The sequence below is a fragment of the Arthrobacter sp. AOP36-A1-22 genome (genome assembly GCF_052377615.1).
Lineage (GTDB): Bacteria > Actinomycetota > Actinomycetes > Actinomycetales > Micrococcaceae > Arthrobacter_H.
In genome coordinates, this window is record NZ_JBQSWX010000025.1 from 12,115 (window position 1) to 25,597 (window position 13,483).

The window sequence follows — 13,483 nt, forward strand, 5'->3', positions numbered from 1 at the left end:
AGCGTTAGTTGCCCGCGCCGGTCGGGGCGGCCTGCTTGAAATTTCCATTTGACCCCTTGTCGTCCTTGGCAGCGTCAGGGTTTTTCGAATCCGTCGGCTTGGTTGCTGGAGGCTCCGTGACCGGGGCCTTGGACGGTGCCGTTTCCTTGGGAGGTTCGGTCTGTTCCGAGGTGGTGGGGGCCTGCGTCGGCGGGGCAGGTGCGGAGCTACTGGCCTTGCTGCTGGAGGGCTTCGAGGATTTGCTGCTCGGAGCCGGCGTGGACTTCCTGGTCGGCGCGGGGGCCTTGGTCTTGGTCTCTTGCACCGGCGGAGGCGGAGGCGTGTTTTCCACCGGCAGCGGCACGGCGTAGCTCAGCTCGATCACGGTGCCGACCTTGACGGTACCGGTGGGGGAAACGGCAACGACCGAATTCTCCGGATCGCTGGCTTCCTTCTCCTTCGTCGACACCTCCAGGCCCAGGTCCTTCAATTCGGCCGAGGCCTTGTCGACGTCCATGCCGAGGTAGTCGTCAGCATCGACCTTGACGGTCTTCTGCGAGGACTGCGCGCTTGATGCCGGAGACTCGTTGCCGGTCTTGTCACCGGTGAACATGGGCACGAGCCACACCGCGAGCAAGGCCAGGACCACGATCACGATCAGGGGCCAGATCCAGGGGTTCCGCTTTTTCCGCGGAGGGGTCCCGGAACCGCCTGAGGCTCCGCCGGCGCCGGCCCCGGCACCAGCTGCGGCGCCGTCCTCGTCATCGGGATCCCAATCCTTGCTGGCGCCGAGGACCGAATTGAAATCCTGGTCGTCGTTGCCGGACCCGGCCCCGGCGCCCGCGGCGGCGGCGGCACCCTGGACGCGAGTGGCGTCAGCGTCGTCGTACTCCTTGCTGGCCTGCGGACCGCGGGTGGTCTGGTCGGAGACCATGGGCAAGGCACTGGTGCTCGGGGTCCCCGAACCCGCCTCTGGTGTCTGCGGGTTGGCCTGGGTGGGAGCATCTCCCACGTTGATGGCCTGCGTGGCGTCGCCACCGCCGGTTCCCAGGAACGGGATGATGCCCGGGACGGCGGTTTGGGCCGCCTCGAGGTTGTCGGCCCGGATGGCGTCGGCCGCCTCCGCCAGCTTCGTGGCGGTCTCCGGTCGTTCCGCCGGACTCTTGGCCAGCATCGACATGATCAAAGCCCGATATTTGGCCGGGATGGATTCATCGAGTGCCGGAGGGTTGTCGTTGACCTGGGCCAGCGCAATGGCGATCTGTGATTCGCCGGTGAACGGTCGACGACCGGCCAGGCACTCGTAGCCGATGACTCCGAGGGAGTAGATGTCCGAAGACCCGCTGGCCTGCTGCCCGGTGGCCTGTTCGGGGGCAAGATACTGGGCGGTGCCCATGACCTGCCCGGTCGCGGTCAGGGGGACCTGGTCGGCGATGCGTGCAATGCCGAAGTCGGTGATCTTCACCCGACCATCGGGCAGGATGAGCAGGTTGCCCGGCTTCACATCCCGGTGGACCAGGCCCTGTGCATGGGCCGCGGCGAGGGCGCGGGCGGTTTGGGCGATGATGGACATGGTCCTGTCGGGGGACAGGACCCGTTCGCGTTCGATGATGGCGGACAGCGGCTGGCCGGGGACCAGCTCCATGACCAGGTAGGCCGAACCGCCTTCCTCGCCGTAGTCGAACACGTTGGCGATGCCTACGTGGTTCAACAATGCCGTATGGCGTGCCTCGGCGCGGAAACGCTGCAGGAAGCCGGGGTCGCCGGTGTATTCCTCCTTGAGGATCTTGATGGCGACGATCCGGCCAAGGATCTCATCGCGCGCCTTCCAGACCTCCCCCATTCCGCCGATGGCTATCCGCTCGGTCAGTTGGAACCGACCGCCCAGGGTGATACCCGATGTAGGCCTCACTTATTGAACACCGCCTCTAGCATCTTCTTCAGGTTTGGACTGGTCAGGTTGTGGCCGGTCTCGTAGTCGGTCTTTTCTATGACAATGGTGACAGCGACCTCCGGGTCATCCGCCGGGGCGAAGCCGGTGATCCACGAATTGACGCGTTTGGTCCCATCTCCGAGTTGCGCCGTGCCGGTCTTCGCCGCGATGTCCAGCCCGGGGATGTCTGCCGTGTAGGCCGTCCCGCCCTTGAGTGGTGCGCGCATCAATTCGGTCACCTGGTTGGCCACCTTCTTGGTCGTTGCCGTACTGAATTCCTCGGGCTTCGGTTCTTCCAGCACGCTCAGATCCGGAGCGGTGACCCGTTTGATCAGGTTCGGCTTCATGATGACCCCGTCATTGGCGATGCCCATGGCGACCATGTTCATCTGCAGGGGCGTGGTCTTGACGTCGAACTGTCCGATCGAGGACAGGCCCAACTGGTCCGGAGTGAGATCGCTCGGGAATTGGCTGGGGGTCACGCGTTGCGGGATCTCCAGTTGCTGGCCGAAACCGAAACGTTCGGTGACGTCGCGCAAGGCGTCCTGCCCGACCGCCTCGCTCATGGCCACGAATGGCGTGTTGCAACTCTGGGCCACGATGAATTCGAGCTTGGCCCGGTTCTGGTTCGCGCAGATGCCCTGGTCGAAGTTGTTCACCTTCGTCGAAGTGCCCGGCAGAGTGATCGACGTCGGATTGTCGTAGACCGAATCAAGGTCGTACTTCCCCGATTCCAGGCCCGCGACCAGGTCGAGGATCTTGAAGGTGGAACCCGGTGAGATCAGATTGTTGATGGCCGGGTTGATGTTCGGGCTCAGTCCGTTCGTCTCGAGGATGTCCGCCATGTTCTTCGAGGCGATCTTCCCGCTATGCACGGCCAGGAGGTTGGTGTCATAGCTGGGCTTGGACACCATGGCCAGGATGTTTCCCGTACTCGGTTCGGAGACGATGATGGTCCCCTGCTGTCCGTCGGGGATCAGATTATAGGCCGTCTTCTGGAGAGCCGGGTCGATGGTGAGCTCCACGGAGGCACCCTCGGTGGATTGACCGGTCAACAAGTTGACCATGCGGTTGTAGAACTGCGAGTCGCTCTGCCCGTTGAGCTCGTCGTTCATGACGCCTTCGAGGTGGTTGGCACCGTAGGTCAGCGAGTAGAAGCCGGTCAGGTGCGCATACAGTTTCGGGTCGTGGTACACGCGTTGGTAGTCGAATTGGTCATCGGAGGCGACGGATTCGGCGATCGGTGTTCCGTCGACCAGCAAGGCACCACGGGCCAGATCGAAGTTCTTGTACAGCTGCCGGGTGTTGAGCGGATTGGCGTTGAGGTCCTTGACCGCGAAGAACTGGATGTAGCTCAGGGCGCCGAAGATCAGGACGAAGAGGCAGACGATGGCGATCCACACGTGGCGTATGGCGGTGTTCATGCGGTGTCCCCCTTTCGCGGTGGCGTGGCTACCTTGGCTTGTGCCTTCTTGGCGCGGCGCCGGGCGTCTTCCTCTTCGCGGGCCTTCGCCTTCGCGCTGATGTCTGGTCCGGCCGCGGCCATGTCCCGCTCGTTGAGCGGTCCCGTGAGGGCTGGTCTCCGGGAATTATGGGAGACCAGGAGCAATAGGGCGACGATGATCCAGTTGGAGAGCAGGGAGGACCCGCCCGCCGACATGAAGGGCGTGGTCAGCCCCGTCAATGGAATCAACAGAGTCACCCCTCCCATCAGGACGAAGCACTGTAGGCCGATGGTGAAGGAGAGGCCGGCGGCGAGCAGTTTGCCGAAGGCGTCCCGGCTGCCGAGGGCGGCGCGGATTCCACGGCTGATGAGGATGACGAACAGCAGGATGATGGCCACCAGGCCGATGAGACCCAGTTCCTCACCCAGGGCGGCGATGATCATGTCGGAGTTGGCCAGGGGGACGAAGTCGGGTCGTCCATTGCCCAGGCCGGTACCGAACAGTCCGCCGTTGGAGAGCCCGAAGAGGCCTTGGACGATTTGCCGGCTCCCGCCGTACTGCTGGTCGTAGACGGAGGGGTCGAAGGCGTGGAGCCAGGAATTCAGTCGCAAGGCGACGTGCGACATGAATTGCGCGGCAAAGAACCCGGCGACGACCACCATGACCAATCCGATGATGATCCAGCTGATACGCCCGGTCGCGACGTAGATCATGACCATGAACAGGCCGAAGAACAGGATGGATGAACCGAGGTCGCTCTGCATCACCAGCACGCCGATGCTGAGCAGCCAGGCGACGATCATGGGGCCGAGGTCCCTCGCCCGGGGGAGCTGCAGGGGACCGATCTTGCGGCCGGCCAGCAGGATCAGGTCCCGGTGGGTCGAGAGGTAACCGGCGAAGAAGAGCGCCAGGGTGATCTTGGCCAGCTCACCGGGCTGGAAGGAAAGGGGCCCGATGAAGATCCAGATGCGGGCGCCGTTGATGACCTTGCCCAGGCCCGGCACGAGTGGCAGGAGCAGCAGGAGGGCACTGATGACCAGGAACGTGTAGGGGGCCTTGCGCAGGATGCGGTGGTCGCGAACCAGCCATAGCGTGGCGATGGCAGCGGCCATGGCAAGGCCGGTCCACAACAGTTGGCGGGTCGCCGCATCGTCGTTGTTGGCCAGATCCAGCCGGTGGATCATCGCGATCCCTATCCCGTTGAGCGCCACCACGCAGGGAAGAATGATCGGATCGGCATACTTCGCCCAGATCCTCAGCACGATATGCATGACCAGGGCCATGCCGGCCAGGACGGCTCCTTGGGTGATGAACCCTTCGTCGAAACCATCCGTGTTGCTCAAGCTGACCAGGTAGTTGGCACCCACCGCGACGGCCAGGGCCAGGATCAGCAACACCAGTTCGGTATTGCGCCGTGGGATGGGCGCGGTCTCTAGTTCCGGGGTTTCGCTCACGGTGTCACCTCCTGACAATAATTGGGCAAGCCCGGCGGCGAGTCGGCGGACTGCGGATCGGCCGGTACCACGACCGGACAGGCCTGTTTGGCGCTGATGACCAGTTCGGTCACGATGTCCTGGGCATGGGCGAGATCGCGGGCCGCCAAGGAGTTGCGCAACCTCTGTTGCGTGTAGGAGGGCAGGGCCTGCGTGGGTATATGCGTCACGGTGTCGACATGGGAGAGCTTGATGGGACCCAGATCCTGTGACACGCCGTTGTAGATGGCCACCTTGCCGTCGTGATCGGCCACGTAGTACTGCGTTTGGGTCCAGGCGAACCCGAACCACAAGACGGAAACCAGGATCAGTCCCATCAGGGTCAGGAAGGTCGGGATGAGCCACCCCCGGTTCAGCGGGCGACGCATGGGATCGAATTCGCGGTCCTCCGGCACCTCGTCGGGCTCGGAAGCCTTATGGGTCAGGATCGCGGCGGCCCGCTTCTCCGCCGACCGTTGGGTGACCATCGGGATTTGTCCGGTCTGGGTGGCCAGGGCGGCCGCGCCGACTAGGGCATGGGGGCGAATGGACATCTCGTGGCGGATGACGGCTGCGCTGGCCCCGAGATCGCCTTGCTGGGCGACCTGGAGTTGGCCGGTATCCGGGGCGGGTTCGAGACCGGGGTCAACCCCCGGGGCGTCGTCGTCGGCATTCTCAGCGACTTCGACCATCACGATGGTGACGTTGTCGGGGGAGCCATGCTGGAGGGTGACCTCGACCAATGCGTCGACGGTCTGTTGCAACGAACCGGCGGTCCGCACGATGCGCTCGGTGATGTCGTCGGGCACGACGGCATTGAGGCCGTCGGAGCATAGGAGCCAGCGCTCCCCCGGGGCGATGGGGAACTGGTCGATATCCAGCTCGGGACTCGCATCGGAGTCGCCCAGGACCCGCATCAACACGTTCTTATGCGGGTGGTGCTCGGCTTCCTCGGGGCGTATGCGGCCCTCGTCCACGAGCCGTTGGACGAACGTATGGTCCTTGCTGACCTGTTCGAAGACATCATCCTTGAGCCGGTAGGCGCGGGAATCGCCGATATGGGCGTATTGGAAGCGGTCCCCGGTCAGCAGCAGGGCCGTGACGGTGGTGCCCATCCCGGAGAGCTTCGGGTTCGCGCTGACCAGTTCGTTGAGGATCGAATTGGCGGTCTGGATCTCGTCCGGCAGCACCGTTTCCACGTCGACCGTCCGGTCCTGGTCCAGATGCACCAGATCCAGCACGGTCGATGCCGAGGCGACGTCCCCGCCGACATGTCCGCCCATGCCGTCGGCCACGACCGCCAGATAGCGGCCGGCATAGCCGGAGTCGTCGTTCTTGGCGCGGACCAACCCCACATCCGACCGCGCTGCGAACCGCAACGTGAGCGCCATACTACGGCCTCAACTCCATGACGGTCTTGCCGATCCGGATGGGCTGGCCGATCTCCACCGGCTGGGCTCGGGTCAACTGGTTCTCCCCCAGATAGGTGCCGTTCGTCGAGCCGAGGTCCTCGATGAACCAACGGCTGCCCTGCGGGAATAATCGGGCATGTCGCCCGGAGGCGTAATCGTCCTCGAGGACGAGTGTGGCCTCCTGGGCCCGCCCCAGCAGGATGGGGCTGGCCGCCAGATCCAGGCTCGTCCCGCTGAGTGGTCCTTCCAGGATGGCCAGGGTTCGTGCCGCCTTCTTGGCCGGTGGCGCCGGTTCGGGCGCCAGTTCGGGGTTCTTACGGACCTCGCGTGCCGTCGGCTCGCCGGTCTTCGCCCGCTTGCCGATGGACAAGTCCCGACGCAGCGCGGCGATGATGCTCATGATCAGGATCCACAACAGGATCAGGAACCCGAGGCGTAGGGCGGTCAGGAAGAGGTCGCTCATGCGCTGTCTCCACTCGATCGGGGGACCAGCCGGTACGTGATGCGGGTGCGCCCCATGGCAATGATGGAGCCATCGAAGAGTTCCTCGCGGTCGACGACCCGTTGGCCATTGACGTAGCTGCCATTGGTGGACCCCAGATCCACGGCCCACGCCCGGGAACCCTCACGAACGACTTCGATATGGCGGCGCGAGACCCCGGGGTCCTCGACCGGGATGTCGGCGTCGGCGGAGCGGCCGAGCACCACGGAATCGGCATGCAGCCCATAGCGCTGGCCATTGATGTCCAGTACGGCCTGCTTGCTCGGCGGTGGACGTGGTGGAGCGCTCGGAGCCGGTGGCGGGGCGGAGGCCGCGGCGGGGGCGGTCGTCTTGTCCATCGTGGCGTCGATGGAGAAGCTGCCGGATTTGGTGTCGTCGTCACGGTGGAAGGAGACGGTGACCGGGCCCTGCAACGTGTACTGCTGCGAGCGTGCGTGCTTGACGGCGGCATCGCAGAGTTCCTCGGCCAGGGTGGCGCCCCACTGCTTGGCGCGTTCGAAATCGGCCGCCCCCAGCCTGACCTTGAAGGAGTTGGGGGCCAGGGTGCGGCCCTGGGACAAGGTCAGCGTCCGGTTGTCCATCTCGTTGCGAAGTTGGCTGGCGATCTCGACCGGCTGAACCTCGGAGGAGCCCGATCCCCGGAAGACGGTGCTCACCAGCTTTTCGAGACCGCGCTCGACATTGTCGACCAAACCCATGGGCGCTGCTCCTCTCGAAGTCGGTTGTCCTGTACGCCGCTCCGGCCACGGCGCGTGACGAAACAGCCGGCCCTGAGGCCTGTGCCATTCCGATACTACTTGTCATGCCACCGAAACGTCCGACGGTGCAGGCCTCTCTTCCATAACGCAACGAGATTTTCGGGGTATTTGGTTCCCCGGGGTGCGGCTCATCACACCATGGGACCCGATTAGGTGATGCCCCGGCAGCATGGTTATGATTGTTCTCGCTGTTCAGGGGAAACCCGAAACAGTAACTTGCGCGAGTGGCGGAATAGGCAGACGCGCTGGCTTCAGGTGCCAGTGCCCGCAAGGGCGTGGGGGTTCAAGTCCCCCCTCGCGCACTTAATGAGCGATGTTGTAACCCCGGACTTAAGAAACAGGTCCTGGGTTGCAACATCGCTCTTTTCGTTGGTTTCTGACCGCTGGTCTGCCCAGGCGATGGCCTGTTCCAGAGTGTTGTCGTCGAGGATGGCCTCGAAGGGTGCCGCGGTATCGACGGTGAGGCTCCCGCCTTCATCGAGGTAGATGCGGCTGAAGAACGTCTGATTCGCGAGCCGCTTGTTCTGCTCGTCGCAGCGTTCATAGATGCTGGCGAAGTCTCGGGCAAGGTCAAGTGCCCCGTCGATGAGGTCGCGGGCACCTTGGTAGTCGTTGTGATGCTCGGCGATCTGCGCTTCGATGCCGTCGAGTTCAGCGCGAAGCCGGGTCTGGAACTTCTTTAACTGGTCGAGGCTGAGCGCGTCTGCGAGATGCGCTTCAAGGAGTTTGTCCTGCTCGGTGAGGATCTGCTTGCGGCGTTCGGTGAGATCACGGATGGACTGGTTGGTGCCTGCCGTGAGCTGGTCGAACTCGTGGGTGAGCATGCCGCGCAGCGCGTCAGTCATCGCGGGAGTGAGCGTGATGCGCTGATAGTAATCGGCGACGAGCTGCTCCACCCGGTCCACCGGCGCGGAGGGCATTATGCAGTCGGTGCGTTTGTTGTTGCGGCCGAGGCAGATGAAGTACGGGTAGATGTTCCCGTGCCGGTTTTTCGCGTGGATGATGGTCATGCGTTGACGGCATCGCCCGCAGTAGAGGGTGCCTTTCAGGTAGTGGTCGTGTTTCTGGGTGCGCACGCCCGACTGGGCGTGTGAGCGGAGCATCGTCTGTACTTGGTACCAGACTTCGGGTTCGATCAGGCGCTCGTGCGCACCGTCATACCTGACGCCTCGGTAGACGACGTCCCCTTTGTAGTAGGGGTTCTGCAGCATCCGATGCACCGTGGATATCCCTAAGGGTCGGGCTTGACGCTTCGGGGTTGGAACGCTGCGCAGCCCTTTCTTGGTGAGTTCTTTGCAGAGCTGCGCGAGACTGTAGTTCCCGGCTGCGTAAGCGGTGAATGCCCATTTGACGAGCGCAGCTCGTTTCTCATCTATTTTGATGCCGCGCACTTCTCGGCCGAGTTCGTCTCGGTGCAGGGTGTTGAGGTATCCGAGCGGTGCACGCATCGGGGTTCCCCCGGTGGACGCTTTCTGGACGAGGCCCTTCATGACCTCGTTGGCGAGGTTGACTGAGTAGAACTCCGCGATGGAGGACATGATCCCGTGGAGCAGCATTCCCGATGGGGTCTCATCAATGTTCTCGGTCGCTGACACGAGAGTGACGCCTGCCTCGCGGAGTGCGAGGTGGATCTCCACATCGTCGGCACGGTTGCGGGCAAGCCGGTCGACCTTGTGGACGATGCAGTACGCGACCCGGTGCGCTCGCACGTACGCGATCATGGCCTTGAGCGCAGGGCGGTCTGCTTTCTTCGCGGACTCGCCCGCATCAACAAATTCCTTCACCACAGTCGCACCGATCGAGTCGGCTTTGGCATAGTTTGCGGCACGCTGTGCAGGGATGGAGAACCCTTCGTCGTGTCCGCCCTTGGTGGCTTGCTCCTTCGTGGAGACACGCAGATAGGTAATGGCAGGCGCGAGAGCGATATCAGTGATTTTCGTAGGTGGTGTCAGTACCGGGTCGGCGATGAGAGACATGGGATCCTCTTTTCTCCCGCCGACAGGTTCACGGCGGTTCGTGATGTTACCTTCCTTCCGCAGTGAAATCCGGGTCAGAAGCTGGTTTCAACACCTCGGGACGAGGGATGACCGGAGGGTCGTGTGCGTCACGTCGGCTGTTGGCCTCGGCAAGGGTGTAGCGTACGAAAAGCTCGGTGAGCAAGGTCATGTTCGGACGAGTCCGATGCACCACCTTGATCCCATAGGAGCGCTCCGCCTGCGGCACGTAGTCACTCGTCCGTTGGTACGGCTGCTTTCTACGTGCCATCGTCGGACCGCATCTCTTCAGCGAGCACTCTCCTGATGACCGCATCCTGCTCGGCCAGCCGACCCGCGACTTGCTCAGCGACGAACGAAACGAAATCGTCCATGCGTTTGGCCACTGGTCGTTCAGTGGTGTCGGGTTCGGTCCAGTCCTCGGCTTCACCCCCGGGCCAAGGCGTGATCCTGGTGGGTCGGTCGCGGTCGAGGCGGGTACCGGAAATCGTCACCCAGTCGCGGAGGCGTTCCCGGGCGACGGCGAAGTCGTGATGCCAGGCAAGGGCCTGGTTCCCTTTGGCTTGCGGGTCGAAACAGAACAGCCAATACTGCCGCAGTGCCGAGAGCTCCCAGAGCAGTTCCGGGTGGCGGTGCCACATGGGTGGCACCACTTGGGCGGGCAGGCCGTAGGTGTGGCGGAGCCAGTCGACCCAGGCGTTCAGGTCGAGGAGTTCGTGTTCGAGATCATCCGGTGGCAAGGTGCGCCAGTTGATCGGGCGCGGCACCCCGGCCAGGGTCGCGGAGAGATCGTTCACATACGCCTGCTTCGAGAGCTGCCGGACCTTCGCTTCGATCTCCGGCGGCAAATCAGATAGGTCGACACCATCAAAGTCAGGCTCAGGCTGGGGTGTGTCAGGTGGGGTGTTTTCGGGGTTCATGAGAAGCTCCATCGGCGAAAGAGACGTGCGCACCGGGACTGTGCGCGAAACGAAAAGTCGGGTGCGGCGACCAGGTGGAGGTGTGCGGGGGTACTGGTCGCCGCACCCGGGTCATCGGGCCAAAGCCTCCCGGTGAGCGGTGCTGTCGCTGACAGCTGCGGCAGGTTCGGGGTCCAGCTGCGCTTCTCGCTCCGCGAGGGCCTGCTGCACCTGTTCCCGTGCCGGGGCGTCCTGCTGCGCGGTATCGCGTTCGGGGCCGCTGCGGTCAACGGTGTAGCGGGTGATGTTGTTGTCATGTCCGATCCGGGACGCGACAAACTGTTCGCGGTCAGTTCCTTCGTTGCCGATGTAGCTGCGGGTTTCACCCTCAGCGATGAAGTTGTCGCCTTTACGGAACTGCTCATGCGCACGCTCGGCGGACTTGCGGAACATCACGAGGTCCGTGAAAGACGGATCCAGGTTCGTGAACGTACCGTCCTCTTCGAACCTGGCCTGCGGCTGCCCGACACGCATATACAAGCGGGCATCACCTTTACTGGTGAAGGTCAGCTCCGGGTCGGATGCGACGAACCCCGAGAGGGATTCCTTCGTGCGAATAGTCATCAGATTCACTCCTATCGGTCACCGCCCCCGCAGAATTGCTGGGACTACCCAACAGGTACGACCCCGACCCGGACTATCCGGCCCCGCCTCGGAGCGCCTGCTCAATCTCGGATCGATCCGCGCGGAGCTGCTTCACGTCGGCACGGTTCGGCCAGGGCCGGAGGTTCGTGATGATGGGCCGAGCAGTACGGAGCATCACCACCCCGGTCCCGAACGGCAGCGTGCGCAGCACATCCGGCGGGAGGATCGGGACCCGGCGAATTGACCGCTGGCTCGAGTGCGCCCCATACGCGTCAGTGGTCACCGAATCAGTGGTCTCGTCACGGTCCCCGATGAGCGTGGACAGGTCTTGCAAGTCGCGACTGTTGGAAGCACCGCCGAGGATGATCTTCACGATTGACGCGTCCCAGATCGCGTTCGCCTGGTTCTCGCCCCACTTCTCCCGCGCCTGCGCGAGCGATTGCAACACCGGCAGCGGGGTGATCCCCGTGCCACCGCCTTCCGCCATCAACGTCGGCAGACTGGGCAGCGGTGCGAGGTTCCCGATCTCGTCAAGGGCGAGCAGCAGCGGTGGGTCCATGCGGGCTCCGGGCGAACGGGCGGCGATCTTCCTCGCCGTTTCAATGAGGTCCTCAATGAACGCCGCCACCAGCGCCGACGACGCACCAGCACCCGCCCCCGTTGCCAAGAGGTAGAGGGTGCCGTTGCCGAGCAGGAATGCTTCCGGATCGAACTCCTCACCCGGGGCCGGGGTGACGGCATCGAGGACGCGCGGGTCGGCAAGAGCAGAGAACGCGAGGGAGACACCTTGCCAGATCGAATCCCTCGTACGCGGGTCCGCCTGCACCATCGCATCCAGCGAATCCGCCCACCCCTCTGCGGCTCCCGGGTGGGAGGAAAGGATACGGACGGCGTCAGCGGCGAGAGTCGGGTTCAAAGCCCACTGGTACAGCGTCTTCGCATCCCGCCCATCGAGAGCTGCCGCATGTAGAAGCCCTTGGATTGCGGCGGTGGTTTTCCCTTCCCAGAACCCCGCATCTTGCACACCCCCGAAGCCGGTGGCAGTGGCGAGACCTTTCGCGCGGATCATCGCCGTCAACGGATCCTGACAACCCCGCACCGGCGACCACCGCATCCCCGCAGGCAACCCCGGTGCGAGCTGCTGCGGATCGAACACCGCCACCTTCCCCTTCCGTGCCCGCGCATGCAACGTCGCAGTGAGATTGTCGGGGCGGGTGGAAGTCGTGATCACCGCGCTGGGTGCGTCGAGGATCGCGTTGATCACGACGTGCAGGCCTTTGCCTGAGCGGGGCGGGCCAATCAGCAAGATCGAATCTTCGACCGTGGCCCACACCTGCCCGCCCTTGCCGGTACCGAGGAGATAGCCAACATCCCCAGGAGCAGCGTTCCCGGTCAGTGATGGCCGCAGCGTGGTCGCCTTCTTTACGAGGGCTTTCGCGGAGGCGACTCGGGCGACCTCGGCGGCTGTCGCGGTCCCGGCGAGCCGGTGCGGATCCGTCTTCGAACCGGCCTGGTGGATCGCCCGCCAGACGAAGAAGCCCGCCGTTCCGAGGATCCCGAGGAGCAGGGTGACGATGGCCCAGTAGAGGATCGGGTTGAGGCCATCAGCGCCGAGCGCCGCCCCCGGATCGGCAGGTGTGGCGAGGACGCCGACCCCGGCGGTGAACCCAGCGGTGGGCTCCGGGAGTCCAGTAAGGAACGCGGCCACGCTACCTGCGACGCGGAGCAGTCCAGTGAAAGCTGCCGCGGCGATGAGCGCGCCGAGGGCGAGGTTGATGAAGAGGTCGTTTGCGGGTTTCGCCTGCACCGGGCCTGACATGGCGGGCACCTTCCTGACCTCGCGACAGTGTGCGCGGGGTCAGGACAACAGGTACGAGCGTGCGCCGGTCAGTCGATGCGCTGCACAGAGGTGGTGCCAGAGATCCGTCCCAGCAGAATCACCTCACCCGTCACCACCGGTGTCTCGCCGCGATCCAGCAGCACGCGGGCGGACCCGGTTGGTCCTGCGGAGGTGTGGCGGATCACGAGGGCGAGGGCGACGTCTTCGCCGGGCACGAATCCGTTCGCGGTGAACTCCCAGAGGCTCGGCGGGGTGACCGTCGGGGGCGCATCTGCTGGTGGTGCGAACGATGATCGGGGTGCGGGTGGGGTGAGGATATCGGCGTGAATGCTGCCGTCCATTTCCCGCACCTCCACCCGAGTCGGTGACCCGAGCCGGGCAACAAGCTCGGTGAGCGTCTGCGCGATGTCACTGCGCCGGATCGGGGTTGCCGAGAGCTTGTCACCATTGATCGTGGCGATCAGCGTCTCGGCGTTGATGGCTTCGAGCAGGATCTGCGGAAGCACCGCAGGCACCACGACAGGCTGTTCCGGCGTTGCGGCTGGCGGGTGCTGTGGGGTTCGACGGTCACGGCGCGAACTCATCCGTGCACCTCCTGAACCAG

10 protein-coding genes, 1 tRNA gene and 1 pseudogene are annotated in these 13,483 nt (G+C 64.2%); 1 reads left to right on the forward strand and 11 read right to left on the reverse strand.

The annotated features are described in order from the left end of the window. Positions 1-4: 4 nt before the first annotated feature. From ACT3S2_RS13270 to ACT3S2_RS13295, 6 genes are read right to left on the reverse strand one after another with little or no spacing between them, the layout of a single operon-like run. A complete protein-coding gene (locus ACT3S2_RS13270; RefSeq protein WP_444554484.1) occupies positions 5-1,891 on the reverse strand; it encodes a protein kinase domain-containing protein in 1,887 nt (628 codons plus the stop codon). Then, positions 1,888-3,336: a penicillin-binding transpeptidase domain-containing protein gene (locus ACT3S2_RS13275; RefSeq protein WP_444554485.1), complete on the reverse strand. Its 1,449-nt coding sequence runs from the start codon at positions 3,334-3,336 to the stop codon at positions 1,888-1,890. Before ACT3S2_RS13275 ends, ACT3S2_RS13270 begins: the two co-directional genes overlap by 4 nt. Further along, on the reverse strand, positions 3,333-4,811 hold the full coding sequence (locus ACT3S2_RS13280) for an FtsW/RodA/SpoVE family cell cycle protein (protein ID WP_444554486.1): 1,479 nt from the start codon (positions 4,809-4,811) through the stop codon (positions 3,333-3,335). Before ACT3S2_RS13280 ends, ACT3S2_RS13275 begins: the two co-directional genes overlap by 4 nt. After that, the gene (locus ACT3S2_RS13285) at positions 4,808-6,220 is read right to left on the reverse strand and encodes a PP2C family protein-serine/threonine phosphatase (RefSeq protein WP_444554487.1); all 1,413 of its coding nucleotides are present in this window, start codon (positions 6,218-6,220) and stop codon (positions 4,808-4,810) included. The genes ACT3S2_RS13280 and ACT3S2_RS13285 overlap by 4 nt, the downstream gene beginning before the upstream one ends. Before the next feature lies 1 nt (position 6,221). Further along, positions 6,222-6,704: an FHA domain-containing protein FhaB/FipA gene (locus ACT3S2_RS13290; protein WP_444554488.1), complete on the reverse strand. Its 483-nt coding sequence runs from the start codon at positions 6,702-6,704 to the stop codon at positions 6,222-6,224. Then, positions 6,701-7,441, reverse strand: coding sequence for an FhaA domain-containing protein (locus ACT3S2_RS13295; RefSeq protein ID WP_444554489.1), 741 nt, complete (start codon positions 7,439-7,441; stop codon positions 6,701-6,703). Before ACT3S2_RS13295 ends, ACT3S2_RS13290 begins: the two co-directional genes overlap by 4 nt. Positions 7,442-7,719: 278 nt before the next feature. Between ACT3S2_RS13295 and ACT3S2_RS13300 the strand changes: the two genes are divergently transcribed. Next, a tRNA-Leu gene (locus tag ACT3S2_RS13300) sits at positions 7,720-7,803 on the forward strand. A 627-nt stretch (positions 7,804-8,430) separates the two neighbouring features. On the opposite strand, the pseudogene ACT3S2_RS13305 reads toward ACT3S2_RS13300, so the two are convergent. The 5 genes and pseudogenes from ACT3S2_RS13305 to ACT3S2_RS13325 form a co-directional block, all read right to left on the reverse strand. Next, a pseudogene (locus ACT3S2_RS13305) lies at positions 8,431-9,477 on the reverse strand (recombinase family protein); the annotation flags it as partial. 278 nt (positions 9,478-9,755) lie between these two features. Next, the gene (locus tag ACT3S2_RS13310; protein ID WP_096157903.1) at positions 9,756-10,415 is read right to left on the reverse strand and encodes a hypothetical protein; all 660 of its coding nucleotides are present in this window, start codon (positions 10,413-10,415) and stop codon (positions 9,756-9,758) included. Between the two features lie 111 nt (positions 10,416-10,526). Further along, positions 10,527-11,018 carry a single-stranded DNA-binding protein gene (locus ACT3S2_RS13315; RefSeq protein WP_096157904.1) on the reverse strand — a complete coding sequence of 164 codons (492 nt, stop codon included), beginning with the start codon at positions 11,016-11,018 and terminating at the stop codon, positions 10,527-10,529. A 73-nt stretch (positions 11,019-11,091) separates the two neighbouring features. Beyond that, a complete protein-coding gene (locus ACT3S2_RS13320) occupies positions 11,092-12,858 on the reverse strand; it encodes a type IV secretory system conjugative DNA transfer family protein (RefSeq protein WP_096157905.1) in 1,767 nt (588 codons plus the stop codon). 68 nt (positions 12,859-12,926) lie between these two features. Further along, on the reverse strand, positions 12,927-13,463 hold the full coding sequence (locus ACT3S2_RS13325) for a hypothetical protein (RefSeq protein WP_096157906.1): 537 nt from the start codon (positions 13,461-13,463) through the stop codon (positions 12,927-12,929). Positions 13,464-13,483: the final 20 nt, after the last annotated feature.

Excerpts from the sequence above, each read along its gene's own strand:
- ACT3S2_RS13290 (WP_444554488.1), bottom strand. The coding sequence starts at position 6,704 with ATGAGCGACCTCTTCCTGACCGCCCTACGCCTCGGGTTCCTGATCCTG.
- ACT3S2_RS13275 (WP_444554485.1), bottom strand. The coding sequence starts at position 3,336 with ATGAACACCGCCATACGCCACGTGTGGATCGCCATCGTCTGCCTCTTC.
- ACT3S2_RS13325 (WP_096157906.1), bottom strand. The coding sequence starts at position 13,463 with ATGAGTTCGCGCCGTGACCGTCGAACCCCACAGCACCCGCCAGCCGCA.
- ACT3S2_RS13310 (WP_096157903.1), bottom strand. The coding sequence starts at position 10,415 with ATGAACCCCGAAAACACCCCACCTGACACACCCCAGCCTGAGCCTGAC.
- ACT3S2_RS13320 (WP_096157905.1), bottom strand. The coding sequence starts at position 12,858 with ATGTCAGGCCCGGTGCAGGCGAAACCCGCAAACGACCTCTTCATCAAC.
- ACT3S2_RS13285 (WP_444554487.1), bottom strand. The coding sequence starts at position 6,220 with ATGGCGCTCACGTTGCGGTTCGCAGCGCGGTCGGATGTGGGGTTGGTC.
- ACT3S2_RS13315 (WP_096157904.1), bottom strand. The coding sequence starts at position 11,018 with ATGACTATTCGCACGAAGGAATCCCTCTCGGGGTTCGTCGCATCCGAC.
- ACT3S2_RS13295 (WP_444554489.1), bottom strand. The coding sequence starts at position 7,441 with ATGGGTTTGGTCGACAATGTCGAGCGCGGTCTCGAAAAGCTGGTGAGC.